The 25018-nt window shown below is 71.5% G+C and carries 22 protein-coding genes; 12 read left to right on the top strand and 10 right to left on the bottom strand.

From position 1 onward, the window contains the following. Positions 1-68: 68 nt before the first annotated feature. Positions 69-1394 (bottom strand): O-antigen ligase family protein, encoded by a 1326-nt coding sequence (locus MA876_RS13975; protein WP_248150570.1) that lies wholly within the window; start codon positions 1392-1394, stop codon positions 69-71. Then, the gene (locus MA876_RS13970; protein WP_248150566.1) at positions 1391-2794 is read right to left on the bottom strand and encodes an O-antigen ligase family protein; all 1404 of its coding nucleotides are present in this window, start codon (positions 2792-2794) and stop codon (positions 1391-1393) included. The genes MA876_RS13975 and MA876_RS13970 overlap by 4 nt, the downstream gene beginning before the upstream one ends. Positions 2795-2834: 40 nt before the next feature. Here MA876_RS13970 and manA point away from each other — a divergent pair, with 40 nt between their 5' ends. The 4 genes from manA (at position 2835) to MA876_RS13950 (ending at position 8871) form a co-directional block, all read left to right on the top strand. Then, positions 2835-3956, top strand: coding sequence for a mannose-6-phosphate isomerase, class I (manA, locus tag MA876_RS13965; RefSeq protein WP_248150562.1), 1122 nt, complete (start codon positions 2835-2837; stop codon positions 3954-3956). Positions 3957-4139: 183 nt separating this feature from the next. Further along, the gene (locus MA876_RS13960; RefSeq protein WP_248150559.1) at positions 4140-4466 is read left to right on the top strand and encodes a WhiB family transcriptional regulator; all 327 of its coding nucleotides are present in this window, start codon (positions 4140-4142) and stop codon (positions 4464-4466) included. A 71-nt stretch (positions 4467-4537) separates the two neighbouring features. Next, positions 4538-7453, top strand: a complete 2916-nt coding sequence (locus MA876_RS13955) for a glycosyltransferase (RefSeq protein WP_248150557.1) — start codon at positions 4538-4540, stop codon at positions 7451-7453. Next, on the top strand, positions 7450-8871 hold the full coding sequence (locus MA876_RS13950) for a DUF5719 family protein (RefSeq protein WP_248150553.1): 1422 nt from the start codon (positions 7450-7452) through the stop codon (positions 8869-8871). The genes MA876_RS13955 and MA876_RS13950 overlap by 4 nt, the downstream gene beginning before the upstream one ends. On the opposite strand, the gene MA876_RS13945 is transcribed toward MA876_RS13950, so the two are convergent. Continuing rightward, the gene (locus tag MA876_RS13945; RefSeq protein WP_248150551.1) at positions 8868-9311 is read right to left on the bottom strand and encodes a metallopeptidase family protein; all 444 of its coding nucleotides are present in this window, start codon (positions 9309-9311) and stop codon (positions 8868-8870) included. The two genes, MA876_RS13950 and MA876_RS13945, sit on opposite strands and share 4 nt — an antisense overlap. A gap of 82 nt (positions 9312-9393) precedes the next feature. Here MA876_RS13945 and MA876_RS13940 point away from each other — a divergent pair, with 82 nt between their 5' ends. After that, complete coding sequence (locus tag MA876_RS13940; RefSeq protein WP_248150548.1) at positions 9394-9600, top strand: DUF3499 family protein; 207 nt, start codon at positions 9394-9396, stop codon at positions 9598-9600. A 39-nt stretch (positions 9601-9639) separates the two neighbouring features. Then, positions 9640-11130 carry an adenosylhomocysteinase gene (gene ahcY, locus MA876_RS13935; protein WP_372491533.1) on the top strand — a complete coding sequence of 497 codons (1491 nt, stop codon included), beginning with the start codon at positions 9640-9642 and terminating at the stop codon, positions 11128-11130. On the opposite strand, the gene MA876_RS13930 is transcribed toward ahcY, so the two are convergent. Then, positions 11118-11942: an RDD family protein gene (locus tag MA876_RS13930; protein WP_248150545.1), complete on the bottom strand. Its 825-nt coding sequence runs from the start codon at positions 11940-11942 to the stop codon at positions 11118-11120. The genes ahcY and MA876_RS13930 overlap by 13 nt on opposite strands. Before the next feature lie 16 nt (positions 11943-11958). Here MA876_RS13930 and MA876_RS13925 point away from each other — a divergent pair, with 16 nt between their 5' ends. Next, a complete protein-coding gene (locus tag MA876_RS13925) occupies positions 11959-12954 on the top strand; it encodes a stage II sporulation protein M (protein ID WP_248150541.1) in 996 nt (331 codons plus the stop codon). 3 nt (positions 12955-12957) lie between these two features. On the opposite strand, the gene MA876_RS13920 is transcribed toward MA876_RS13925, so the two are convergent. Further along, on the bottom strand, positions 12958-13719 hold the full coding sequence (locus MA876_RS13920; protein ID WP_248150538.1) for an aquaporin: 762 nt from the start codon (positions 13717-13719) through the stop codon (positions 12958-12960). A gap of 124 nt (positions 13720-13843) precedes the next feature. Here MA876_RS13920 and MA876_RS13915 point away from each other — a divergent pair, with 124 nt between their 5' ends. Beyond that, positions 13844-14488, top strand: a complete 645-nt coding sequence (locus tag MA876_RS13915) for an MIP/aquaporin family protein (RefSeq protein WP_248150531.1) — start codon at positions 13844-13846, stop codon at positions 14486-14488. A 91-nt stretch (positions 14489-14579) separates the two neighbouring features. Here MA876_RS13915 and MA876_RS13910 read toward each other — a convergent pair whose 3' ends face one another. The 5 genes from MA876_RS13910 to MA876_RS13890 are packed head-to-tail and all read right to left on the bottom strand — an operon-like array spanning position 14580 to position 19957. Continuing rightward, positions 14580-15881, bottom strand: a complete 1302-nt coding sequence (locus MA876_RS13910) for a DUF58 domain-containing protein (protein WP_248150528.1) — start codon at positions 15879-15881, stop codon at positions 14580-14582. A gap of 2 nt (positions 15882-15883) precedes the next feature. Then, the gene (locus tag MA876_RS13905; RefSeq protein WP_248150525.1) at positions 15884-16861 is read right to left on the bottom strand and encodes an AAA family ATPase; all 978 of its coding nucleotides are present in this window, start codon (positions 16859-16861) and stop codon (positions 15884-15886) included. Beyond that, positions 16858-18027 (bottom strand): DUF4350 domain-containing protein, encoded by a 1170-nt coding sequence (locus MA876_RS13900; RefSeq protein ID WP_248150521.1) that lies wholly within the window; start codon positions 18025-18027, stop codon positions 16858-16860. Before MA876_RS13900 ends, MA876_RS13905 begins: the two co-directional genes overlap by 4 nt. Further along, positions 18024-18680 (bottom strand): DUF4129 domain-containing protein, encoded by a 657-nt coding sequence (locus MA876_RS19325; protein WP_248150518.1) that lies wholly within the window; start codon positions 18678-18680, stop codon positions 18024-18026. The genes MA876_RS13900 and MA876_RS19325 overlap by 4 nt, the downstream gene beginning before the upstream one ends. After that, positions 18671-19957, bottom strand: a complete 1287-nt coding sequence (locus tag MA876_RS13890; RefSeq protein ID WP_248150515.1) for a hypothetical protein — start codon at positions 19955-19957, stop codon at positions 18671-18673. Before MA876_RS13890 ends, MA876_RS19325 begins: the two co-directional genes overlap by 10 nt. A gap of 217 nt (positions 19958-20174) precedes the next feature. On the opposite strand from MA876_RS13890, the gene mtrA reads away from it, so the two are divergent. The 4 genes from mtrA to MA876_RS13870 all read left to right on the top strand — a co-directional run bounded on the left by mtrA (position 20175) and on the right by MA876_RS13870 (position 24978). Further along, entirely contained in the window at positions 20175-20855 is a 681-nt protein-coding gene (mtrA, locus tag MA876_RS13885) for an MtrAB system response regulator MtrA (protein ID WP_248150512.1), read from the top strand. A gap of 7 nt (positions 20856-20862) precedes the next feature. After that, complete coding sequence (gene mtrB, locus MA876_RS13880) at positions 20863-22560, top strand: MtrAB system histidine kinase MtrB (protein ID WP_248150486.1); 1698 nt, start codon at positions 20863-20865, stop codon at positions 22558-22560. Then, positions 22557-24242, top strand: a complete 1686-nt coding sequence (locus MA876_RS13875; protein ID WP_248150469.1) for an LpqB family beta-propeller domain-containing protein — start codon at positions 22557-22559, stop codon at positions 24240-24242. Before mtrB ends, MA876_RS13875 begins: the two co-directional genes overlap by 4 nt. 88 nt (positions 24243-24330) lie before the next feature. After that, on the top strand, positions 24331-24978 hold the full coding sequence (locus MA876_RS13870) for a ComF family protein (RefSeq protein ID WP_248150467.1): 648 nt from the start codon (positions 24331-24333) through the stop codon (positions 24976-24978). The last annotated feature ends 40 nt before the right edge of the window (positions 24979-25018 follow it).

The following is a 25018-nucleotide window of genomic DNA, read 5'->3' as shown; positions in this document are numbered from 1 at the left end:
TGTTCCTACTTTCCTGCGCTTTCCTGCGCTGACGGCACCGACTCAGTCGACGGCACGACCTCGAAATCCTACCGTGCGTCCGGTCGCGGATCCTCGACCCGCGGCAGGCTCGGCCCGCTCCGGCCATCGAGTCGCTCACGCCAGCCCCGCGACTGCCCGGCCCGCACGGCACACAGCACGAGCAGCATCCATCCCACTCCGGCGAGCGTGAAGCTCTCGAACATCGAGTCCACGAGGAGGGTGACGAGGATGAGCGGCGTCCACGCGTACACGACGGATCGCCGCTCGCTCGCGTCGAGCCAGGAGCGCACGAGCGCGACGCCGACGAAGGCGACGAAGAGGATGAGGCCGACCCAGCCCACCTGCAGCAGCACGTCGAAGTAGGCGTTGAGTCCCGTCGCGTGCGAGGCCCGCAGCCGGTAGTTGATGATCGAGAACGGCGTGCCGCCGTCGACCCACGGCCCATACCAGCCCCATCCCTGGACGGGGCGAAGCGTCACGTAGTCCACCATCAGGTTCCACAGGTTGACCCGCATCGAGAAGTCGGTGCCCGCGCCCAGCCACGCGATGATGGGATGCCGCGCCGCGTACCCGACGGCGATGCCCACGACGACGAGAGCGCCGAGGATCCACTGCAGCGGCCCACGCCGATCCGGGTCGGTGTGACGAACCAAGGCGAGGGCGGCGACGGCCGCCCCGACCGCGACGGCCAGAACGAGCACGGTGGGGGAATCGGAGAACGCCGCGAGCGACCCGGCCAGCACCACGGAGAAGATCGACAGGCCCGGCTTCACCGACTGCGTGCGGTACTCGATCAGGAATGTGATGAGGGCGAGCACCGCGATGAAGCCGAGCATGTTGCGCGTGCCGAAGATGCCCTGGATCGGCCCGAACTGGGCGATGTTGCCCTGCACGCCGAGGAAGCGGAACGGGATGTCGAGGATGACGCCGGAGAGGATCTCGACGCCGATGGAGATGCTCAGCAGCAGTCGCAGCACGTCGCCGACGGCACGGGCGGTCTGCAGTGTGTCGCGGATGTGCCCGATGACGACGGCGAGGAACGCGAGCGCGGCCGTCGACACCCAGCTCCACCACGAGTCCGCGCGGTCCCAGGCCCAGAAGCCGCTGATGAGCGTCCAGCCGAGGAAGGCGACGAGCGTCGTCGGCACGAGCCGCAGGAGTGACACCTCGCTCCGGCGCACGATGAGCACGCCTGCGCCGAGGATGCAGAGGCAGACGACGATCGTGATGTAGGTCGTGCGCCCGGCGATGCGCTCGATCGCGAACGAGGCGAAGACCGTTCCGAGGACGACGAGCGTGAACGCGCGGGCGAAGGATGCCGAGCCCACCAGCGTCGTGACCCACCCCGGATGGGGTCGGCGTCCGGCTGTCACGGAGCCTGCTTGATCGGCTCGCCGCGCTCGATGGCGGCACCCTGCTCGGCGGGCCCCACGCCGATGTGCGGCGACTGCTTGATCTTGAACCCGAACATGATCAGGAACATCCATCCCCACAGCAGGAGGGGGCTGGACTCGGCGAAGCCCTGCACGAGCAGGATCGCCCCGACGAGCGTCGGCAGCAGGGTGAGCGGCGAGTAGGGGCGGTCGGCGCGCAGATCCCACCGGGGTCTGTCGACGGCGAAGAACCACGTGCGCCAGACGTACGCGAGGAAGAGGAGCGAGAACAGGACGAGCCCGACGATTCCGAGCTGCAGATAGACGTCCAGCCACATGTTGTGCGCCTGCTGCACCGAGACGCCGTGGTCGACGATCCACCCGTCGAACATCGGGTCGTTCGTCACCCACGGGGTCGCGAACCCCCAACCGGCGACGGGGCGCTGGTTCGCACGCTCGAGCACTTCCGCCCAGATCACCGTCTCGCGGCCGGTGAGGTCGGAGCCGCGGCCGAGCATCGTGAAGATCGGCTCGCGGAAGAAGAACAGCGCGAGCGCGCCGCCGATGCCGATGACGGCGTACCCGATGTAGTACTTCGTGCGCTCGCCGGGTCTGCGGGCCCTGCGCATGAGCAGCACGGTGATGAGCACGAGCACGGCTCCCGCTGCCGCGAGGTAGGCGGTCGCCGACGAGGCGCGCACGAACAGGAAGGCCGCCAGCGCGATCCAGCCGTAGAGCAGCACGCGTCGGGGCGCGCCCGCCGCGATCCGGATCGCGAAGACGATGATCGCGAGCAGCGCGACGGGGGCGAGCAGGTTGGAGTTGCCCATGATGCCCTGGATGCGCTTGTCCCACTCGAACAGGTTGTTGCGCGACCAGTACTCGATCGGGTCGTCCGCTTTGCCGACGATGAACCCGGGCAGGAGCGGCGCCTTCACGAACACCGCGACCCACAGTTCGAACACAAGGGACAGCGCCATGACCCACTTGAGCGCCGAGGCGATCGCGCGCACGAGCTCGCGCCACGTGAGCACGGCGGCGACGAAGGCCGCTTGGATCGTCGTGAGGTACAGCAGCAGGAGCGTCACGGCGGTCGCCCCGAGCCACGCGGACCACGCGAGCGACAGCGTCGCCCACGCGATGTACGACACGGCGAACCAGGGGAGGCGTCGCCACTGCACCGAGGGACGGATGACGGACCACAGCACGAGCGACACGACCGCACCCGCGATCACGATGGCCGCCGTCACGGGTTCGCCGAAGGCGTGCACCCACGCCGTGCCGGACAGCGCCATGAAGAGCACGAAGATGCACCAGCCGCGGAGCATCAAGTGCCCCGTCTTCTCTCGGACCGGTGCGGAGGGCGGTTCCGAGGCCGGGTGCTTCGTATAGACGGCCATCGCCTCACAGGGTACTCGTTCGCGCTATTACGCTCGAAGAATGCTCGTGCCGATCGCCAACCGTCCGCTCGACTACGCGTGGGGCTCCACCACGCTCCTCGCCGAACTCGAGGGCCGGGTGCCGACCGGGAGGATCGAGGCCGAGGTGTGGTTCGGCGATCACCCCGCGAATCCCGCCGTCACGGCCGAGGGCGCGCGTCTGGACGCGTGGCTCGCGGAGCACGGCGAGCAGTCGCTGCCGTACCTGCTGAAGCTGCTGGCCGCGGCATCCACCCTCTCGATCCAGGCGCACCCCTCACAGGCGCAGGCCGCGGCGGGATTCGCGCGCGAGGAGGCCGCCGGGATCCCGCGGGATGCCCCGGCGCGCACGTACCGCGACGCCAACCACAAACCCGAGCTCATCGTCGCACTCAGTCCCCGGTTCCGCGCGCTCGCAGGACTGCGCCCGATCGCGCGCACGCGCGTGCTCCTGAGCGGTCTCGGGGCCCCGGGCGCGGAGCTGGCCGCGCGACTCGACGACCCGCTCGACGCGATCGCATGGGTGCTGTCGGACGAGGCGCACGAGGTCGTGCGCGCGCTCATCGCCACGGCACGCTCGGCGACGTCGCCGGAGTTCGACGCGGAGCTCGCGCTCGTCGCCGACCTGGACGACCTCCGTCCCGGCGATCCCGGCATCGTCGTGGCGCTGCTGATGAACCTCGTGACGCTGCGGGCAGGCGAGGGGCTCTTCGTGCCGGCGGGCGTGCTGCACGCCTATCTCGAGGGGCTGGGCGTCGAGATCATGGCGGCGAGCGACAACGTCCTGCGCGGAGGTCTCACACCCAAGCACATCGATGTCGCCGAACTGGTCTCGGTGCTCGACGCGAGCGACGCCGACGTGCCGATCCTCGAACCCGTCGCCGATGCCCCGGGCGTCGAACGGTACGACGTGCCGGTGGATGACTTCTCGTTGCGACGCGTGCGAGGTGGGGATGCCGGATCCGTCGCCGTCGACGGCCTGACGATCGCTCTGGCGACGCGCGGACGCGTGACCGTCCGGGGCGGAGCATCGGGGGAGACCGTGACCCTGGACCCGGGGCAGGCGCTGCTCGTCACGACCGATGAGCGCGTCGTGCACGTCGACGGCGACGGCGAGCTCTTCCTCGCGTCGCCCGGTCGATGAACGCTTCGATACCGCATCGCGACACGCCGACGGCGCGTCGTAAAGGTTCACGTCGAGGTTGAGGCTTTAGTATCCGCGACTTGACCCGGGCGAACTACACGGGTGTAATTAGGGCAACGCGAAGTTGGTGGGGCCACTCGCGGGTCCAGCGTTAATCGGGGGGATAGCAGGGGGAGGACGAGCATGACCGGGTCACAGTACCGTTCAGGCGTTCCCGACAATTGGTTCGTCGATCCGGTCAATCTCGGGGTTCCCGGCGTTCGCCGGCCGGCTCCGGTCGAGGACGACAATCCGCTCTCATGGCAGACGGATGCGCTGTGCTCGCAGACGGATCCGGAGGCGTTCTTCCCCGAAAAGGGTGGATCGACCCGCGATGCGAAGCGGATCTGCACGACCTGCGATGTACGCGATCAGTGCCTCGAGTACGCGCTCCAGAACGATGAGCGCTTCGGGATCTGGGGCGGTCTGAGCGAGCGCGAACGTCGCAAGCTCAAGCGGCGCGCAGGCTGATCGCACCGATCTCGGCCACGCGGCGAGTGCGCACGCGGTCTGCCGCCGCGCCCGCTTAGGCTGACCAGGTCATGCCCGCCCGCGTTCACGCCCTCGTCGTCGTTCGTCCCGACGGTCGCACCCCCGCCGCGCATCACCTGCGACGGACGATCGCGGCGCTCGCGCTCCAGACGCGCGCCGTCGATCGGCTCACCATCGTGCTGTGCGGCCGCGAGCCGGGCGTCCTGACCGCAGCCGAGGAATCGCCGGCCAGCGCGGTCGTCGAGCTTCCGGCATCCACGTCCTTCGCCGAAGCACTCGCCGCGGTCGCACCTGACGCCGATCCCGACACAGATGCCGTCTGGCTGCTCGCGCAGGACACCTCACCCCTTCCCGAAGCCCTCGCGCGCCTCGTGGCGGCGCTCGAACTCTCGCCTTCCGTCGCGATCGTCGCGCCCAAGCTCGTCCGCGCCGACGATCACGGTGAGATCGTCTCGCTCGGCGCATCGATGACGCGGTTCGGCCGCGCCGTGGGTCTTGCCGACGGCGAACTCGACCAGGGCCAGCACGACGATGCCTCGGACGTGCTCGGTGCCGACGTGCGCGCGATTCTCGTGCGGAAGGATGCGTGGGCCGCGCTCGGCGGGCTCGATCGCGGCCTGTCGGGGGCGGACGAGGGACTCGATCTCGGCGTGCGCGCGCGCCTCGCGGGTGCCCGCGTCGCGCTCGCCCCGACGGCCCTCGTCGCGGTCTCGGGCGACGGCGTCGCGGGGCTTCCCCTCCCCGCGACGGCTGCGCATCGGCGTCGCATCGCGTTCGCGCGACGCACGGCCGGGCTGCACCGTCGTCTCGTCTACGCGCGTGCGTGGGCGGTGCCGCTCCTGTGGCTCGCGGTGCTCCCGCTCGCGGTGTGGCGCACGGCGCTGCAGCTCGTGCGCAAGCAACCCGGTGTCATCGCGCCCGAGTGGGCTGCCGCGGTCGTCGCGATGGTGCGGTTCGGGGCGGTCGTCCGCGCGCGCCGCGGCATCTCTCGCACCCGCCGGGCTTCGTGGGCGCAGCTCGCGCCCTTGCGCGTGACCGGCGCCCAGCTGCGGTCACGCCTCGAGGACGACCCCGTGTCCGCGGACGGGCGCGTGCGCAACGACCTGCGATTCTTCGCCGGCGGCGGTGCGTGGCTCGTCCTGGGTGCGCTCGTGGTCGGGATCGCCGCGTTCCCCGCTCTCCTGGCGTGGCCCGTCCTCGGCGGCGGCGGTCTCGAACCCCTCCGGGCGACGGTCGCGCAGCTGTGGGGCGATACCGCGTTCGGGCTGCGGGCCTCCGGCCTCCAGACGATCGGGCCGGCGGACCCCTTCGCCGTCGTCATCGCGATCGTCGGATCCCTCTGGCCCGTCGAACCGTCCCGGGCCCTGGTCGTGCTGTGGGTCCTCGCCCTGCCGCTCGCGGCGCTCGGCGGGTGGTTCGCCGCGACGCGCGTGACCGAGCGTTCCGGGCTGCGACTGCTCGCGGGTGTGGTGTGGGCGCTGAGCCCCACGTTCCTCACGGCGCTCACGCAGGGGCGCCCCGCCGCCGTCATGGTGCACCTGCTGCTGCCGTGGCTCTTCTACGCCGGCTCCGTCGCGCACCGCTCCTGGTCGGCGGCGGGGGCGGCATCCCTCCTCCTGGCGGCCGTCGTCGTGTGCGCGCCGTCGCTCGCACCCGCGCTCGGGCTGATCTGGGTCGGCGCCGTCGTCCTCGCGATCGCGGTGCGCGCGGGTCGCGGCGTGACACGGCTGATCTGGGTCGTCGTTCCCGCACTCGCCCTCGCGCTGCCGTTCGCCTGGCGGGCGATCGCGACGGGCGACGGATGGTGGATGCTGGCGGACCCCGGGGTCACGTGGCTCGGCCCGCAGGTGGCCGCGGACGCGGCCGGTCGTTCGCTGCTCGCGATGGGTTTCCCTTCGCCGGATCTCGCGGGGTGGGCGGAGTTCGTCTCGGCGCCCGTCTGGTGGGTGCCGCTGCTGGTCGCTCCGCTCGCGGTGCTCGCGCTCGTCGCGCCGCTCACGCCGCGGTGGTCGGCCGGCGTCGCCCTGCTCGTGATCACCGCGCTCGGCATCGGCACGGCGCTGGGCGTCGTGGGCATCTCGGTCGCCTTCGCGGAGTCGATCGCGGTGCCGCTGTGGCCGGGCACCGCGCTGAGCCTCGCGTGGCTCGGAGTGCTCGGCGGCGCGCTCGTCGCGCTCGATGCGGGCCTCGATGATCGTCTCTCACTCGTGCGTGGCGCGGTGGGTGCGCTCGTCGCGGCGGGCGTGCTCGTCCTCGCGGTCCCGTCGCTCACCGCCGTGGCGCGCGACGCGGCGCTGCTGACCAACGGGCCGGCCAGCACCTTGCCGGCGTACGTCGCCGCGCGCGGCGCGGGCGATCCGAACGTCGGCACGCTCGTGCTGACGCCCCAGCGTGAGGACGCGGCGGCCGCGCAGGTCGTATGGGGCGGCAGTGAGACGCTCGGATCCCAGAGCACGGTCGTCCAGACGGCGACCGTCGTGACGGCCCAGGACGAGCAGGTGGCGAACCTGGCCGCCGGGCTCATGGCGGGGTCTGCCGAAGACCTCGCGTCAGAGCTCGCAGACGCCGGCATCGCTTTCGTGCTCTTGGCGCACGCCGACGCGGACGAGGCGGATGCCACGCGCGCGGTGCGGATCGCGGCCGAGACCGCGATCGACCAGCGCGAAGGCCTCGAGGCCGTCGGCTCCACGGCACGGGGCGTGCTGTGGCGCGTCGTGACGGAGGTAGCGCCACGCGCGGAGGCTCCGGCATCCGTCCACCGCGTGGCCGGATGGATCACGGCTCTGAACCTCGTCATCGCGGGCATCGCCGTGCTCCTGGCGGTCCCGACGGCCGCGACGCGGCGTGAGGCTCGGCGCACGCCGCGCGTCGTGGGCCCCGATCCGCGGGAGCGGCGCGATCCCCGGCCGGTACGCCGCGCCGATGCGGACGTCGCTGCGCCCACCGCGGAGGAAGGGCAGTCATGAGCGATCGGCGCATCTTCCGGTGGGCGACGACCAGCGCACGGCTCCTGGTCGGCGCGGCCGTCGCGGTGGGCGTGGTCTTCGCCGTCGTGACCGCCGTGCACGTGCCGTGGCCGACTCTCGTGCGCGAGCCCGTCGCGATCGCCGCAACGCCCCCGCCGGCTGCGACGACCCTCGTCTGCGCGGGCGGCGTGCTCGTGCAGGGCCGGGACGCCGCCGACGCCGCGAGACTCGAGGTGGCCGCCCCGCAGAGCGTCACGGTCGGTGTGCCGCCGGGGAGCCCCGAACCCGAGGCCACGCGTCTTGCGGCACCCGACGTCGCTCAGGGCGAGGGACCTGCTGCCTACACGCTGCTGCCGGAGGCCGGTTCGATGATGGATGCGGCGGCCGCCGGATCCGCGACGGTGACCGACGACGACCTCACGGGCTTCGCCGCGACCGCATGCCGCCCCGCGCTCACCGAGTCGTGGTTGGTGACCGGCTCCGCGTCGGTCGGTGCGGCCGACTTCGTCGTGCTCGCCAATCCGGGCACGTCCACCGCGACGGTGCAGCTGACCGTCTACGGCGCGAACGGTCCGGTCGTCCCGCCCGGCGGAGCCGATGTCGTCGTGGCGGCGGGCGCCCAGCGGGTCGTGCCGCTGTCGGGGCTCGCGCTGGGCGAGTCGAGTCCCGTCATCCGCGTGAATGCCGAGGGTGCACCCGTGCAGGCGTTCGTGCAGTCGAGTCTGACGCGCGTCCTCGTGCCGGGTGGCATCGATCAGGCGGGTGCGATCGCCTCGGCCGACGAGATCCTCACGATCGCGGGGGTGTCGATCGTGGCCGGTGCCGACGATACGGGAACGACGGGCGAGGCGCCGACCGTCGTGCGCGTTCTCTCGCCGACGGAAGCCGCCCAGGCGACCCTCACGGTACGGCGCGTCGGAGACGACGAGCCCGCGATCGATCCGCAGACGGTGCCGCTCGAGGCGGGCCTGCCGACCGAGGTCGGCATCGGGAGCCTGCCCGTCGGCCAGTACATCGTCGACGTCATCGCCGAGGCGCCCGTCGTCGCGGGCGTGTGGCAGGCGACCGGGTTCGGCGAGGACAGCGACTTCGGCTGGTATCTGCCGTCGCCGGCGCTCACGGTGCCCTCGCTCGTCTCGGTGCCGTCGGGGCCGTCGGCCACCCTCACGCTCGTGAACGCCGACGAGAGTCCCGCCCTGGTCACCGTGAGCGACGCGGGCGGAGAGGAGATCGAGACGCTCGATCTCGCGCCCGGTGCGAGCGACTCCGTGCGGGTGCGCAGCGGTCGGTCCTACGTCGTCGACGGTGGCGGGGCGAAGGTGCTCGCCGGCGTCAGCATGACCGCCACCAACGCGCTCGCCGGATTCCCCGTGTGGCCGGCGGATGCCGCAGCCCCGCCGATCACGATCTACCCCTAGAAGTATCGGAAGCGCTCGGGGCCGAGGTCCCACGGGTCGCGGTCGAGGTACTCGGCGGCGGCGCGGAAGACGCTGCCCTCGACCATCATCCGGCGATGCAGCTCGTCGTCACGGTGCAGATGGCTCAACCGCTCGATGGGCAGCCGGAAGAGGATGATGCGCTTCTCGTCGGCGAGGACCCGCCAGCGGGGGATGCCCTGCTCGTCGGCGGCGAGGGGCATGTCGGCGATCTCGAAGCTCACGTCGCGCAGTTCCGGCCACGCGGAGCGCAGGAACTCGGCCGCCGTGCCGACCGCGAGGTCGAAGCGATCGATGCGCGTGTCCAGGGGCGGAAGCGGAGGCCGCACGACCGGGCTGCGTCCGACGCGGCCGTGACGGCCGTGGCGTGCGGGCCGTCGACGGGGCGCGGGCGCGCTGTTCGATGCCTTCCGCCACGCCATGCGCCCATCCTACGGCGGGCAGGCCTCGGTCAGGCGGCGCGGCATCCCGATCCATCTCGTCGGCGGCATTAGTGTCGAGGCGATGCGCGAGAGACTCTGCTCCAAAGTGGGATGCGCCCGAGAGGCCGTGTCGACCCTCACCTACGACTACGGCGATCAGATGGCCGCGGTCGGGCCGCTCGGCGCGGGCGGCGATCCGCACGCCCACGACCTGTGCGCGATCCACACCGAGCGCCTCTCGGTTCCCAAGGGATGGGTCGTCGTGCGGCACGAGACGCTGCGCGTCTGACACCCGTGCGCGCCGCGCGCGCCGTGGGATGATCGGGTCATGTCCACACCGGGTCTCATGACGGATGCCGCGGCCGCGGCATCCGGTCGTCCTTTCGACTTCGTCGTCGCCGATCTGTCGCTCGCCGAAGCGGGGCGCCACCAGCTGCGCCTCGCCGAACACGAGATGCCGGGCCTCATGGCGCTGCGCGAGGAGTTCGGTCCGTCGCAGCCGCTACGCGGGGCCCGCATCGCGGGGTCCCTCCACATGACCGTGCAGACGGGCGTGCTCATCGAGACGCTCACGGCGCTCGGCGCACAGGTGCGCTGGGCGAGCTGCAACATCTTCTCGACGCAGGACGAAGCGGCCGCGGCGGTCGTCGTGGGGCCGACCGGCACCGTAGACGCCCCGGCCGGCGTGCCGGTCTTCGCCTTCAAGGGCGAGACGCTCGAGGAGTACTGGGCGCTCGCGGATCGCATCTTCGACTGGTCGGCCGAAGGGTTCGACGGCCCGAACCTCATCCTCGACGACGGCGGGGATGCGACGCTGCTCGTGCATCGCGGCGTCGCGTTCGAGGCGGCGGGCGCAGTGCCCGTGGTGAGCACCTCGGACTCGCACGAGTACGGCATCGTGCTCGAGACCCTTCGGCGCAGCCTGGAGCAGGATCCGCAGCGGTTCACGCGCATGGCCGCGGGCATCGTCGGGGTGACGGAGGAGACCACGACGGGAGTCCACCGGCTGTACGAGCTCGCAGCCGCCGGGTCGCTCCTGTTCCCCGCCATCAACGTCAACGACTCGGTGACGAAGTCCAAGTTCGACAACACGTACGGCATCCGTCATTCGCTGCCCGACGGCATCAACCGGGCGACGGATGTGCTCATCGGCGGCAAGACCGCGTTCGTCGTCGGTTACGGCGACGTCGGCAAGGGGGCGTCCGAGGCTCTGCGCGGCCAGGGCGCCCGCGTCATCGTGGGCGAGATCGATCCGATCTGCGCGCTGCAGGCAGCGATGGACGGGTTCGAGGTCGCACGGCTGGAGTCGGTGCTGGACCGCATCGACATCCTCATCACGGGCACGGGCAACACCCGTGTCGTGACCCCCGAGCACCTGCTCGGGCTCAAGCACCTTGCGATCGTCGGCAACGTCGGGCACTTCGACGACGAGATCGACATGGCGGGCCTCGCCGCGATCCCCGGGGCCGAGCGCATCGAGATCAAACCGCAGGTGCACGAATGGCGCTTGCCGAACGGGCGCAGCGTGCTCGTGCTGAGCGAGGGCCGTCTGATGAACCTCGGGAACGCGACAGGGCATCCGTCGTTCGTCATGAGCGCGTCGTTCACGAACCAGGTGCTCGCCCAGATCGAGCTCTTCACGAAACCGGGCGACTATCCGGTCGGCGTCTACACGCTGCCCAAGACGCTCGACGAGAAGGTCGCACGCCTGCACCTCGCGGCGCTCGGCGTCGAACTGACCGAACTCACCCCCGAGCAGGCGGCGTACATCGGCGTTCCGATCGAGGGCCCCTACAAACTGGACCACTACCGGTACTGAGCGTCTCCCGACGTCAGCGCGGCCACGCGCTCGTCCTCGAGCCGGAGTGCCCGCAGCTCACGGTCACGGCGCACGGCGGCGGCGCCGCGCAGGAACGTCTCGGGGTCGACGGCGGGAACGGGCGAGACGAAGGGCGCGGCCTCGGCGGCGAGGGATGCTGCTGCCCGCGCGCGTGCGGAGGGCTCCATGCCGGGCGCGCTCTGCGCGAACTGCGCGATGCGGCGCGACAGGCGATCGGGCAGACGCACGACGTCGGCCACCTGAGCCCACGCCTCGAGGGGCTCGGGGACGTCCGGCGCCGGCGGCGGCAGCGGAGGAGTGCGGGTGCGCTCGCTGTACGTGCCGGCGAGCAGATCGCCCAAGCGCTGCGAGCGGGGCGTGAACGCGCCCACGATCGCGGCGACCGCGCCGAGCGTGAACCACAGCTCGAACACGCCCACGAGCGCGCGGATGAAGGCCTGACGGAAGCCGCTCGCCCCGCCGTCGCTGCGGACGATGCGGCCTCCGACGGCGAGTTTTCCGAGGCTGCGACCGCGGGTGGCGGTCTCGACGGCCGTCGGCACGACGACCATGACGAGCACGAGCATCACGATCGTCACGATGCGTCCCGCGGACGCGTCGAGGATGCTCATGCCGAACAGGTAGGTCGCGACGACCGTGTAGAGGAGGAAGAGCGCGACACCGGCGAGCATGTCGATGAAGGTCCCGAGCCCGCGCAGGAAGAAGCCGATCGGCTGCACATCGAGCGCGACCGCTTCTCCAGTGAGGACCTCGTCCTGGTGGATCGTCGCGGATCGGCTGGCAGCGGGCACGGTTACAGTAAAGCAAATGGACCTCGACGCCCTCACCGCAGCCCGCCGCGAGGAATGGGCGCGTCTGGACGAGCTGAGCCGCGCGCGACACCTCAGCGGAGCCGAGGCCGACGAACTGGTGACGCGCTATCAGGCGGCTTCGGCCGACCTGGCCGATCTCAAGACCTCCGCGGGGCGCACGCGACAGGGCGACCACGTTTCGACGATGCTCGCCCGCGCGCGGCTGCGTCTGACGGGCGCGCCCGAGAACGTGCTCCGCCAGATCCCGCGGTTCTTCGCCCTGCAGCTGCCAGCCGCGCTCTACCGCGTCCGGTGGACGACCCTCGTGATCGCCGTCGGCTTCCTCATCACAGGCACGATCGTCGCGTTGTGGATCTCGAGCGATCCGGTGCTGCTGGCGACACTCGGGTCGCAGGCAGAGCTCGACTACTACGCCGAGAACTCGTTCACCGACTACTACAGCGAGAACCCCGCGGCCGTCTTCGCCGGCACCGTCTGGACGAACAACGCGTGGATCGCCGCGCAGTGCGTCCTCTTCGGCATCACGGGCGTCTGGCCGCTCATGGTCGTCGTGCAGAACGCCGTCGGCGTCGGCACGGCCGCCGCGGTCATGATCTCGGCTGATCGCGCCGACGTCTTCCTGCTCTTCATCGCGCCCCATGGTCTGCTCGAACTCACGTGCATCTTCGTCGCGTGCGCCGCGGGCCTCCACATCTTCTGGGCGTGGGTGGCCCCCGGCCCCCGGCCTCGCGGTGAGGCGCTCGCCGCCGCGGGCAGATCGTTGGCGACGATCGCGATCGGACTCGTCATCGCGCTGGGCGTCTCGGGTCTCATCGAGGGATTCGTCACGGCGCAGCCGTGGCCCTGGCCCGTCAAGATCGGCATCGGCGCGGCGGCGCTCGCGCTCTTCCTCCTCTACATGCTCGTTGTCGGCGGTCGCGCCGTGCGGCAGGGCGAGACGGGCGACCTCACGGAGTACGAAGCGGGCACTCCGACCCTCGTCGCAGGGTGAGCGTCACTCCTCCTCCGCGCCGCCGAACATCGCTCGGTACGCGTAGCCCGCGATGAGGGCGCCGAGGATCGGGAAGACGAGGAACACCCACAGCTGGGCGAGTGCGTCGAATCCGCCGTAGATCGCGGTGGCGATCGAGCGCGCGGGGTTGATCGACGTGTTGTCGATGGGGATCGTCGCGAGATGGATGACGGCGAGTGTCAACCCGATGATCAGTCCCGCGACGGCTCGCGAACCGCGCTGAGCATGGGTGACGCCCAGGATCACGAGGACGAACACCGCCGTGAAGAGTGCTTCGACCAGGATCGCGGCGCCCATCTCGAACCCGCCGGGGGAGCGGGAGCCGAAGCCGTTGGATGCGAACCCGCCGTCCTGGACCGTGGAGAGCCACCCTGTGGGTCCGAAGAGTCCGATGAGCACGATGAGTGTCGTCGCGACCGCGCCGCCGATGACCTGGGCGATCACGTAGCCGAGCACGCCGCGCCAGGGGAAGCGTCCGGCGGCCGCGAGCCCGACCGTCACCGCAGGGTTGAAGTGACCGCCCGAGACGGGCCCGAACGCGTAGATGCCCGCTGCGAGTGCGAGACCGACGGCGAACGAGACGCCGATGAAGCCCACTCCCTTGTTCGCGGATTCCGTTCCCTCGCCGAATCCGGCGGCGAAGAGCGCTGTCGATATGACGGCCAGCACCAGGATGAAGGTGCCGAGCGCCTCCGCGACCAGCGGGGCCCTCGAAGAGCGGGCCGGCGTGGGGGAGTCGTTCATGGAGCCGTCCTTCGGAGTTCACGCCGCTCGGCGCTCATTACCTGTGAATTCGCTGATGGTGGACTAGTGTCAGCGTCGGTGACGCGCATCGTCCGCGTTCATTTCTACAGGAGGAGCACACTTCATGTCGGGCACACTTCGCAGTGCGCTGGCCGAACTGGTCGGCACGTTCATCTTCGTCTTCGCCATCATCGCGGCCGTCAGCAGCGGCAGCCCCTTCGCGCCTCTCGCGATCGGCTTCGCGCTCATGATCATGGTCTACGCCACGGGACACATCTCGGGTGCGCACCTCAACCCCGCCGTCTCGGTCGGCGTGTGGCTGCGCGGTGCGATCGACGCCGTGGGCATGGTGGCCTACATCGTCGCGCAGCTCGTCGGCGGCGTGCTGGCCGCGCTCGTCGCATTCGCCCTCTTCCCGGCGCCGGATGCGGCGCTCGAGGTCGAGGTCGGCCCCGCGTTCCTCGTCGAGGCGCTGTGGACCTTCGTGCTGGTCTATGTCGTCCTGAACGTCGCGACGTCGAAGGACCACCCGAACAACTCGTTCTACGGCCTCGCGATCGGTTCGACGGTCTTCGTCGGCGCGGTCGGCTTCGGCAGCGTCTCGGGAGGCGGCTTCAACCCCGCCGTCGCGCTCGGCCTCGCCGTTCACGGCAACTTCGCGTGGGGCTCCTACTGGCTGTACTTCGTCGCTCCGATCGTGGGCGGCGCGATCGCCGCGCTCGTCTTCCGCGTGTTCAACGCGCACGACAAGCTGCCCGCCAAGTCCTGATCCTCGGATCCTCGACAGCCCCGGCGTTTCGCCGGGGCTGTCGTCGTTTCCGTGAGCACGCGCGAGTCCACACCGCGGGGACAGGGCGTCGCTAGAGGCGGCCGGCGGCCTTGAGCGCCAGGTAGCGGTCGGCGATCCGCGGCGGCAGGTCGTCCGCCGTGTCGGTGACGGCCTCGGCGTGCGCGCGCCCGATCGCGGCCGCGACGCGACCCGCGTCCGCCGCGGCGCGGGCGGCGGCCGCCTCGCGATAGACCTCGTCGACGTCGGGGCGCTCCGCCGTCGGCGCGGGTGCGTCCGCCACGGTCCCGACGAGAACGTGTGCGCGAGCAGTCAGGGCGGGGAGCGACCCGAGGAATCCCCGCGAGCTCTCGACGGAGTCCTGAGCGGTCAGCAGAACCACGAGGGACGGACGCGACGTGAGGGCGCGCACTTCGGCGAACGCGGCATCCCAGTCGGTGTCGATCAGGGTCGCCTCGACGGTCGCCATCGCGTCGACCATCGCGGGGAGCAGGCCCGGTCCGTCGTGCCGGGTCACGCGTGCGCGCACGACGCGGTCGAACATCAGCAGGTGCACGTGGTCCCCGGCGCGCTGCGCGAGCGCCGCGAGCAGCAGCGCGGCCTCCATCGCGGCATCCAGTCGCACGCCGTCGCCGACGCGAGCGGCGGCCGTGCGCCCCGTGTCGATCACGATCACGACGTGACGGTCGCGCTCGGGCCGCCACGTGCGGAGCATCGTCGTGGACGATCTCGCCGTGGCGCGCCAGTCGATCGATCGCACGTCGTCGCCGCGGACGTACTCGCGCAGACTGTCGAACTCGGTGCCCGGCCCGCGCACCTGGATGCTCGTCGCGCCGTCGAGCTCGCGCAGCCGGGCGAGGCGCGACGGCAAGTGGCGGCGCGAGGTGAACGGCGGAAGGACGCGGATCGCCCCGACGTCGTCGATGCGCGCCTGCCGCCCCGCGAGACGCAGCGGCCCGACCGACCGCAGGGCGACGAACATGCTGCGCAGCTCGCCGCGCCGGCGCGGCGCGAGCGGCGTGCGCACGACGCGACTCTCGCCGGGCGGGATCACGATCGATGGATGCTGGGGCGGCGCGCCCGCCGTCGGCTGCCACGCGTCGCGCACGCGGCCGCGGAACGTCCGTCCGCCCGTGTTGCGCAGCCGGGTGCTGACCTCCACGACCTCGCCGAGTCGCGCGCGCACCGGCGCCGACCGCTCGACCCGGACCAGACGCGGATCGGGGGCCGCCGCGGCATCCACCAGCGCCAGCACGACGCACAGGACGATCCAGCCCGCCGCCGCCAGCCAGGCGTCGGTCCCGGCGAGCGAGAGCAGCACGACGGGCACGGCGCCGACCGCGACGAGCACGGGGAGTCGGGAGGTCAGGTACATCCCTAGATCGGCACCCTCGTCTGCTGCACGACCGAACCGAGCACGGCATCCACCGACACGCCCTCGAGCTCTGCCTCGGGTCGCAAGCGGATGCGGTGCCGCCACGTCGGCACGAGCATCGTCTGCACGTGATCGGGCGTGATCGCGGGGTAGCCGCCGAGCCACGCCCACGCCTTGGCCGACGCCAGCAGCGCCGTGGACGCGCGCGGCGAGACCCCGAGCTGCACCGAGGGGCTCTCGCGGGTCGCGCGCGCGAGGTCGACGACGTAGCCGAGGACGGCGTCCGAGACGGCGACGGATGCCGCGGCCCGCTGCGCCGCGCGCAGTTCGTCGGCGGTCGCGGCGCGCTGGACACCCGCGGCGGCGAGATTCCGCGGATCGAAGCCGCCCGCGTGCCGGCGCAGGACTTCGAGCTCGGCCTCCCGGACAGGCAGATCGACGATGAGCTTCAGCAGGAAACGGTCCAGCTGCGCTTCGGGCAGCGTGTACGTCCCCTCGTGTTCGATGGGGTTCTGCGTCGCGGCGACGAGGAACGGGAAGGGCAGGGGGCGGGTCACGCCGTCGGTCGAGACCTGACGCTCCTCCATCGCCTCCAGGAGGGCCGACTGCGTCTTGGGCGGCGTCCGATTGATCTCGTCGGCGAGCAGAACGTTCGTGAAGACCGGGCCCTCGCGGAACTCGAACTCGCCCGTCTTGGCGTCGTAGACCAGCGAGCCCGAGACGTCTCCGGGCATGAGGTCGGGGGTGAATTGGATGCGCTTCGTGTCGAGCCCGAGCGTCGTGGCGAACGCGCGCACGAGGAGTGTCTTCGCGACGCCCGGCACGCCCTCGAGGAGCACGTGCCCCCCCGCGAGCAGTCCGATCAGCAGGCCCGTGACGGTGCCGTCCTGACCGACGACGGCTTTGCCCACCTCGGCGCGCACCCGGTTCATCGCATCGCGCAGAGCGGCGTCGTCGGCGGGGGTGTCGATGTCGGTCATCGGCTGTTCCTTTCGGGGCGGAGGGCGGCGTCGACGGCCCCCTCGATGTCGCGGAGGCGCGTGCGCAGGCTCAGGAGCTCGGCTCCCGACGCGGGGATGTCGTCGATGAGGATGCCGCGCACCGTCTGTCGGTCGATGCCCGTGCGCGTCGCGGCGGCATCCGCGATCTGGTCGGGCCGCGCGGCCGGGCCGATCGCGAGCTTTCGCGCGAGGCGCCGCAGCGTCGCCCCGCGCAGCTGTGCAGCCGCGTGCCCGGCGTCGCCGGCACGGGCGTAGAGGCGGGCTCGCCCCTCGGTCGTCTCGCCGACGCGCACCGTCACCGGCAGGCGCTCCCGCACGAGCGGACCGAACCGGCGTCCGCGCCAGATCCCGGCAGCGGCGCCGGCGACGAGCAGCAGGACGATGACAGGGCTCACCCACGGCGGGGTCAGCTCGCCGAGCGTCGGCGTGGTCTCAAGATCCGTGTCGAACAGGGCGGGCATGTACCAGACCACGACGGGATGACGGCCCATGAGGTTGATCGCCAGCGCGGCGTTGCCGTCGGCGGCCAGCGCCTCGTTGACGAACAACGGAGCCGCGTCGATCGCCGCGACCCGGCGCCCGCCGTCGTCGTGCACGAGGAGTCCCCATCCGTCCCCGGCCGGGTAGCAGGCGGTCACCGAGTCGTCGCCCGGGGCCAGCAGCAGACCGGGCGAGACGTCGCCCGAGCGCGTCGCCTCAGCCAGATCGCAATCCGGGGCGACCGCACCCTCGGGGGCGGCGCCCGCGAGCGACGAGCCGTCGAGGAAGAGACGCAGGTCGCGCGAGCGGGGCTGGATCAGGACGAGGTCGGCGGCGGCGGCGCCGAGCTCTTCGAGCGCGGCGTCCGTGAGCGCCGGGGCGTCGGGCATCACAAGGGTCGCCTCGTGTTCCGCGAGGGCCGCGGATGCCGTCGCGCGGTCGCGCGCCACGATGACGTCGACCCCGTGGTCGCGGAGGATCTCGGCGAGGGCCCGTGTGCCCAGCGGGGCGGGGGACTCGGGGTCGAGGGCTTCGCGCTCCGACCACGCGCCGAGTCCCGACATCAGCGAGCCGACGATCCCGATCACCACCACGCCGACGCCGAGCGCCATCCATCCGCCGATGCGTCGCCCGCGTGACGTCGTCCGCACCTCGACATCGGTCACGCGGGGACGCCTTCGGTGACGAGCGGGCGATCGGCGGCGATCGCGTCATCCACCGACGCGACGCGCGCGTAGAGCGCGGCCGTGCCCGGTCGGCGCAGGTAGCGCACGTCGTCGAACGCCTGCGCCGCCGACTCGAGGTCGTCCGTATGCGGGGGGAAGGCGCCGGCCGCCGCGCGCGCGAACGCATGCACGGTGGCGCCCGGGGGCGTGTCGACGATGCCGCGCTCCGCGAGACCTCGGGCGAGGGCACGGAAGCGCAGCACGACGGCGTCGGCCCATTCGCCGCGGTCGGCGTGGGATGCCGCGGCCCGCCGCAGCTCCTCGGCCGTGCGTTCGTCGGCGTCGCCGAAAAGAGCCGCGTGCGGCGCCGGCGCGCGCCTCGTCGAGCGTGGCCGCCCCCAGATCAGGAACGCGACGACGATCAGTACGACGACCGCGATCGCACCGACGATCGCGAGCAGGGTGCCCCAGTCCTGCGACACTTCGGCGCCGAACAGCCCACGGACGAAGTCCCAGACCGCCCGCGCCGCCTGATCGAAGAAGGTCGGCTCGGTGATGCGATAGGCGGGATCCGAAAGCTCTTGCTCGGCCCAGCGGCGTGCGTCGTCGCCGTCGGGGATGAGGGGTGTCGCCGCGAGAGGGATCACGCCCACGGCGACTCTCGGTCGGTGGGCGGGGCCGGTGCGCCGGGCGCGGTCCAGGTCGTCGGTGACGCGGGCGGCTGCGGTGCCGGCGCGGGCGCGGCGGGCTGCGGTGACGCGGGCGGCTGTGGTGGTGCCCCGGCGGGTGTTCCGTACGCCGATGGTGGGGCGACCGGGTACGCGGGCTGGTAAGCCGCTGTGGCCGGGAATCGCGGCGCGATCACGCGGCCGATGTGCTGCACGTAGGGATCGGGGAGGTCGGAGGCACCGCCGCCGGCGCCGAGCGAGGACGCGGGCGAAGCGTCCCGTCGCTCGACATAGGCGAGCAGATCGAGATCGAGACCCTCATGGCGCATGCGGCAGTCGACGTAGATGAGCGTCGTCGCCGTCGCCTGCACGACGAGTGCGATCGACTGGATGACGAACAGCACCGCGTAGGTCAGCAGCATCCCGGCGACGATCGAGACGATCCCCGAGGCGTTCGGGTCGCCCGTCGGAGCGATGATCGTGCCGAGCCCCGCCGACAGGAACGAGAACGGGAGCGCGATGACCTGCCCGATGGCAGAGAAGGTGACGACGATGAGCAGGATGACGCCGAGCGACGACCAGAACCGGCCGCGGGTCAGAACCCAGGATCGTGCGACCGCCTGCGCGATCGTCGCACGCTCGACGAGGATGACGGACGGCGCGAGGAGCAACTTGATCGTGAGCCACCACACCACGACGACCGCGCCGAGGAGAGCCAGGATGCCCAGCCCGATCGCGACCGGCAGGGCCACCGTGCCGAGCGCGAACAGTGCGCCGCCGACGATCACCACGCCCGCGGCCAGGGCGAGCGCGAGCAGCAGCGAATAGCCGATGAGCCGCCACGCGACGGGCTTCACACGTTGCCAGATGGCGCGCAGGGTCAGCTTCTCGGCGACGACGGCGTGCGTCACCTCGATGACGACGACGCCCTGCACGATGACCGACATCGCCTGCGCCGCGAGTCCGAGGACGAAGCTCGCGATGATCAGGATCGCGAACGATCCCACGGTCACCGTCTCGAAATCCTCGGTGCCGGGGCGCAGCGTCGACAATCGCGTATAGGTCGCCCACCCGATCGCCGCGATCGCGCCGAGGACGACGACGTACGTCAGCGTCTGCACGACGAGCGCGAACCCGAGCAGCACCTTCGGGTTCTGCCGGAGGGCGACGAAGGAGCGCCCGAGGATGGTCCCGAAGGAGAGGGGATGCAGGGGCACGATGCCGGGGCGTGACGCAGGCGTCCAGGCAGGGTACGCGGTCACGTGAGCCTCCTCGTGCATCGGCGCCCCGCGGGCGGGACTCCATCGTGTCACACGCGGGCGACGCGTCCGCCGCAGTGCGCGCGGCACTCGCCGGGGCGTTCTCAGCGCTCGCCCGGTGGGCCTCCGGCCCGCGCTCAGGCGCCGTCGACTAATGTGTGGGGAGCGCCCGAGCGCCGCTGGGGCGGCGGTGGCCCGACATAGAGGACGAATCGCGTAGATGACTTCACGCATCCTGGTGGTCGACGATGACACCGCACTCGCCGAGATGATCGGCATCGTGCTGCGCACCGAGGGCTTCGACACGGTGTTCTGCGCCGATGGATCTCAGGCCGTCGACGTGTGGCGTGCCGAGCGACCCGACCTGATCCTGCTCGATCTCATGCTCCCCGGCATGGACGGCATCGAGATCTGCACGCGCGTGCGGGCGGAATCCGGCATCCCGATCATCATGCTAACGGCCCGCACCGACACCGCGGACGTCGTACGCGGGCTCGAAGTGGGCGCCGATGACTACATCGTGAAGCCCTTCAACCCGAAGGAGCTCGTCGCGCGCATCCGCACGCGCCTGCGCCCCGTGGCGCAGCCGGTGAGCGAGATGCTGCGGATCGGCGATCTGACCGTCGACGTGTCGGCCCACGAGGTGCGCCGCGCCGACGTCGTCATCGCGCTCACGCCGCTCGAGTTCGAGCTGCTCGTCGCCCTCGCCTCCAAGCCGCAGCAGGTGTTCTCGCGCGAGATGCTGCTCGAGCAGGTCTGGGGCTATCACTACAAGGCCGACACGCGTCTCGTGAACGTGCACGTGCAGCGCCTGCGCGCCAAGGTCGAGCTCGACCCCGACAACCCGAAGATCGTCACGACCGTGCGCGGTGTCGGCTATCGCGCCGGCGCCATCGTCTGAGGCGTACATGACGAGCGCGGGTGCCGGAAGCGCCGTGACCCGCGATCCGTGGGCCTGGCTGCGCTCGTGGCGCGCGTGGCCCGAAGACCTCGCGAGCCTGTGGCGCCGGTCGCTGCGTTTCCGCACGATTCTCGTGACGCTCGCGCTGACGGCGCTCGCCGTCGTGATCGCGTGTCTGTGGATGGCGGTGCAGATCCAGAACGATCTGTTCGTCTCGCGACGCGACCAGGTGCTCGAGTCGGCCCAGCGGGCGACCGCGATCGCCCAGGAGACCCTCGACTCGGCCGTCGAAGGCGATTCGTCGCAGCTGCAGGCGCTCATGCAGACCGTGAGCGGCAGCCTCGCACAGCAGTCCTCGAGCGATGCGATCGCGGTCTTCCGCATCGACAGCACGCCGTCCGCGGTCGCGCCGCAGGATTTCACGCGCGGCCCCGCCTTCGACGAGGCGATCACGCCCGAGCTCGCCGCGCAGGTCGAAGACAACCCCGGCCAGCAGTACTGGCAGTCCGTCGCCCTGCCGGGTGCGGACGGCTCGACCGTGCCGGGGATCGTCGTCGGACAGCAGCTGACGATCCCCGTCGCGGGCGTCGGTGCGTACGCGCTCTTCCTCGCGTACGACCTGAGCGCGGCATCCCAGACCCTCGGCTTCATCCAGGGCACGCTGTGGGTCGTGGGCATCGCGCTCGTGCTGCTCATCAGCGGCATCGCGTGGTTCGTCCTGCGCTCGGTGACGACGCCGATCGGCGAAGCCGCCGAGACGAGCGCGAAGCTCGCGGCGGGTGAGCTCGACGTGCGCCTGCCCGTGCGCGGCGAGGATGAGCTCGCGACCCTCGGTCGCTCGTTCAACGCGATGGCCGACAGCATCGAATCCCAGATCAAGGAGCTCGCCGACCTCTCGCTCGTGCAGCAGAGGTTCGTGTCGGATGTCTCGCACGAGCTGCGCACGCCGCTCACGACGATCCGGCTCGCGGCCGACATGATCAACGACCAGCGCGACGACTTCGATCCCGCGACGGCCCGCGCCGCAGAGCTGCTCAACGCGCAGGTGCAGCGCTTCGAGACGCTGCTGACCGACCTCCTCGAGATCAGCCGCTACGACGCCGGATCGGTGCAGCTCGAGCTCGAGCCGACGAGCCTCGCCCACCTCGCCGAGGACGTCATCGAGTCGATGGCTCAGCTCGCCGAACAGCATGGGACGGATGTGCGGCTCGTGGCTCCGGGGGGATATTCCCCCGTCGACATGGATCCCCGCCGTGTGCGCCGGATCGTGCGCAACCTGCTCGGCAACGCGATCGAGCACGGGGAGGGGCGGCCCATCGTCGTCACGGTCGACAGCAATCAGCAGGCGGTGGCGATCGGAGTGCGCGACTACGGCTTGGGCATGAAGCCCGATGACGTCGAGCGCGTCTTCGACCGATTCTGGCGGGCCGACCCCTCGCGCACGCGCACGATCGGCGGCACGGGCCTGGGTCTGTCGATCGCCCTCGGCGATGCCCGCCTGCACGGCGGGGAGCTCGCCGTGTGGTCGGAGCTCGGTCGCGGAACGAACTTCGTGCTGACGCTGCCCCGGCACGGTGCGCGGCTCGCGGCGCCGTCGCCGCTTCCCGTCGACCCGGGCGACGACTCCGTGGCGGCCGTCGACGACCTCGGTCTCACGCAGCCGATCCCTGTGCTGCGCGACGCGCCCCGAGGAGGCGCGGCATGAGGCGCGGCATCCTCTCGTCGATCCTCGTGACCTTCGCGGTGATCGCGCTCACGGCGTGCGCGGGCCTGCCCACAGGCGGAGCCGTTCAGGAGGGCCTGCCGGCCGGAAGCGACGACGGCCCGCCCGACATCTCGTTCCGTCCGACCGGTCCGCAGCCCGGCGCGACGCCGGAGCAGATCGTCGACGGATTCCTGCTCGCGGGGTCGGGCCCTGCCGCGACGGGCGGATCGGAATGGTCCACGGCGCGCGAGTTCCTCGGAGCGTCGTTCCGCGACCAGTGGAACCCGTCCGCCCAGGTGACCGTCGACATCCTCGCCGACCGTGAGCCGGTCCTCATCGACGACGACACGGTCGAGGTCACCGTCACCCCCGTCGCGACGGTCGACGAGAAGGGCGTCTACGAGCGGGCCGACGTCGGCACGATCCCGCTCACCTTCGAACTCGGCAAGAACGGGGCGGGCGAATGGCGCATCACGCAGGCGCCCGACGGCATCGTGCTCGACCGCACGACGTTCGCGCAGGTCTTCCGGCCGTACCCGCTCGCCTACTTCGACGTGACGTGGACGTATCTCGTGCCCGATGTGCGGTGGTTCCCGCAGACGAACACGGCCAGCCGCATCGCGGACGCGCTCGTCAACAAGCCGCGCAGCGACTGGCTCGCGGGCGCCACCAAGACGGCGTTCACCGAGGGGGTGACCTCGCAGATCGGTGTGCCCGTCGTGTCGGGAGTCGCGGGCGTCACCCTCGAGAACGCGCTCGGGCTGGACCAGACCACGCTCGACCGGATGCAGGCGCAGCTCGAGGCGAGCCTGGGCGCCGCGGGCGTCAGTGAGGTCGAGATGCTCGCCGACAACACCGTGCTCCCGGCGCAGGCGGCGCCGACGCGGCGCACCACCGTCACGGGCCCAGCGCTCGCGCGGATCGAGCAGGGCTTCGGATTCCTCACGGGAGACGAACTCACCGAGATCCCCGGGCTGTCGGATGCCGTGGAGCAGGTGGATGCCGCGGCGATCCAGGTCGGCGTGGATCGCGATTCGGCGGCCGTCCGCACGGCCGACGGTGCGGTGATACGGGTGACGGCGGAGGGCGACGCAGCGGTCCTCGATGCCCGCTCGGGCCTCGTCGACCCCTCGATCGATCCGTCGGGCGTGATCTGGTCGGTGCCGAGGGATGCACCGCAGGCGGTCCGGGCGTACCTGCCCGGCAGCACCGAACCCGTGCAGATCGAGGCCGCCTGGCCGGGTGCGAGCCGCATCACGGCTATGGCCGTCTCGCGCGACGGAGCGCGCATCGCGGCGCTGGTCAGCTCGGGCGGACGCACGTCGGTGTGGGGGGCGGGGATCATCCACGATCAGGAGCAGGTGCCGAGGAGCCTCAGCGCCCCGATCGAACTGGGCATCGCGGATGGCGCCGGCGTCGGTCTCGCGTGGCTGGACGACACCACGGTCGGCGTGCTCGCCGTCGGCGAGTCCACCGTGCGTGTGCTGGAGCAGCTCGTGGGCGGCCCCGGCGTCGTGACACCCGGGCCGGAGGGCGCGGCATCAATCTCCGGTGCCAACTCGATCTCGAGCGTGCGCCTCCGCGGCGCCGACGGCACGCTCTACATCAAGCGCGGAGCCAACTGGCAGCAGTCCGCGTCGGGCATCCTCGTCCTGGCGACACAGCAGGGCACGCCCGAATAGCTCCTCCCCAGCCGAGCCCTCGCGCCGCTCTTCCACGGGTCGTCCGATCGTGCGCGGCGGCCCGTGCCCGCGGCGCGATGGTGGTGTGATGGATGCTTCGACCGACCTGCGCGGCGCGCTGCAAGACGCGCTCGCGCTCGTGTTCCCCGTCCGCTGCGCGGGCTGCGACGCCGACGACGTGGCGCTCTGCGAGGCCTGCGCTCTCGCGCTGCGGCCGCAGGTGACCCGGCGGATCGTCGCCGGTGTCGAAGTCGTGAGTGGATTGACGTTCGACGGTGTGCCGGCCCGCGTCATCCGGAGCCTCAAACACGACGGCCGCACGGGGCTGGCTCGCGCCCTCGCGCCCGCGCTGAGGGCCGCCGCCGATGATGCCCGGTCCGCGATCCTGGTGCCGGTGCCGACGTCGCGCGCCTCGTTCCGTCGGCGCGGATTCCACGTCGCGGAGCTCGTCGCCCGCCGTTGCGGACTCCGTGTCGAGCGTCTGCTCCGCGCGACGCGGGCCACGGCGGATCAGCGCGGGCTCGATCAGGGCGCGCGCCGACGCAACGTCGAGGGGAGCCTCGTGGCGCGTCGCGCGGCGGGTCGGCGCGTGCTGGTGCTCGACGACGTCGTCACGACGGGGGCGACGCTCGCCGAGGCGGTTCGCGCGCTGCGCGCCGGGGGAGCCGATGTCATCGGGGCGGTCTGTATCGCCGCCACACCACGCAAACGTGACGCAATCGAAACTCCCAGGTGACAGTCCGGTGACGCAGGGCTAGCGTGGACAGGACAAGGCG

The sequence above is a fragment of the Microbacterium aoyamense genome, from assembly GCF_023155855.1.
Classification (GTDB): domain Bacteria; phylum Actinomycetota; class Actinomycetes; order Actinomycetales; family Microbacteriaceae; genus Microbacterium; species Microbacterium aoyamense.
Note: the sequence above shows the minus strand (reverse complement) of the source record. Positions and strands in the feature narration are given on the sequence as shown.

What these genes read in the sequence shown, in the direction of transcription:
- MA876_RS13970 (WP_248150566.1), bottom strand. Translation starts at nt 2,794, where the DNA reads ATGGCCGTCTATACGAAGCACCCGGCCTCGGAACCGCCCTCCGCACCG.
- manA (WP_248150562.1), top strand. Translation starts at nt 2,835, where the DNA reads ATGCTCGTGCCGATCGCCAACCGTCCGCTCGACTACGCGTGGGGCTCC.
- MA876_RS13960 (WP_248150559.1), top strand. Translation starts at nt 4,140, where the DNA reads ATGACCGGGTCACAGTACCGTTCAGGCGTTCCCGACAATTGGTTCGTC.
- MA876_RS13955 (WP_248150557.1), top strand. Translation starts at nt 4,538, where the DNA reads ATGCCCGCCCGCGTTCACGCCCTCGTCGTCGTTCGTCCCGACGGTCGC.
- MA876_RS13950 (WP_248150553.1), top strand. Translation starts at nt 7,450, where the DNA reads ATGAGCGATCGGCGCATCTTCCGGTGGGCGACGACCAGCGCACGGCTC.
- MA876_RS13945 (WP_248150551.1), bottom strand. Translation starts at nt 9,311, where the DNA reads ATGGCGTGGCGGAAGGCATCGAACAGCGCGCCCGCGCCCCGTCGACGG.
- MA876_RS13940 (WP_248150548.1), top strand. Translation starts at nt 9,394, where the DNA reads ATGCGCGAGAGACTCTGCTCCAAAGTGGGATGCGCCCGAGAGGCCGTG.
- ahcY (WP_372491533.1), top strand. Translation starts at nt 9,640, where the DNA reads ATGTCCACACCGGGTCTCATGACGGATGCCGCGGCCGCGGCATCCGGT.
- MA876_RS13925 (WP_248150541.1), top strand. Translation starts at nt 11,959, where the DNA reads ATGGACCTCGACGCCCTCACCGCAGCCCGCCGCGAGGAATGGGCGCGT.
- MA876_RS13920 (WP_248150538.1), bottom strand. Translation starts at nt 13,719, where the DNA reads ATGAACGACTCCCCCACGCCGGCCCGCTCTTCGAGGGCCCCGCTGGTC.
- MA876_RS13915 (WP_248150531.1), top strand. Translation starts at nt 13,844, where the DNA reads ATGTCGGGCACACTTCGCAGTGCGCTGGCCGAACTGGTCGGCACGTTC.
- MA876_RS13910 (WP_248150528.1), bottom strand. Translation starts at nt 15,881, where the DNA reads ATGTACCTGACCTCCCGACTCCCCGTGCTCGTCGCGGTCGGCGCCGTG.
- MA876_RS13905 (WP_248150525.1), bottom strand. Translation starts at nt 16,861, where the DNA reads ATGACCGACATCGACACCCCCGCCGACGACGCCGCTCTGCGCGATGCG.
- mtrA (WP_248150512.1), top strand. Translation starts at nt 20,175, where the DNA reads ATGACTTCACGCATCCTGGTGGTCGACGATGACACCGCACTCGCCGAG.
- mtrB (WP_248150486.1), top strand. Translation starts at nt 20,863, where the DNA reads ATGACGAGCGCGGGTGCCGGAAGCGCCGTGACCCGCGATCCGTGGGCC.
- MA876_RS13875 (WP_248150469.1), top strand. Translation starts at nt 22,557, where the DNA reads ATGAGGCGCGGCATCCTCTCGTCGATCCTCGTGACCTTCGCGGTGATC.
- MA876_RS13870 (WP_248150467.1), top strand. Translation starts at nt 24,331, where the DNA reads ATGGATGCTTCGACCGACCTGCGCGGCGCGCTGCAAGACGCGCTCGCG.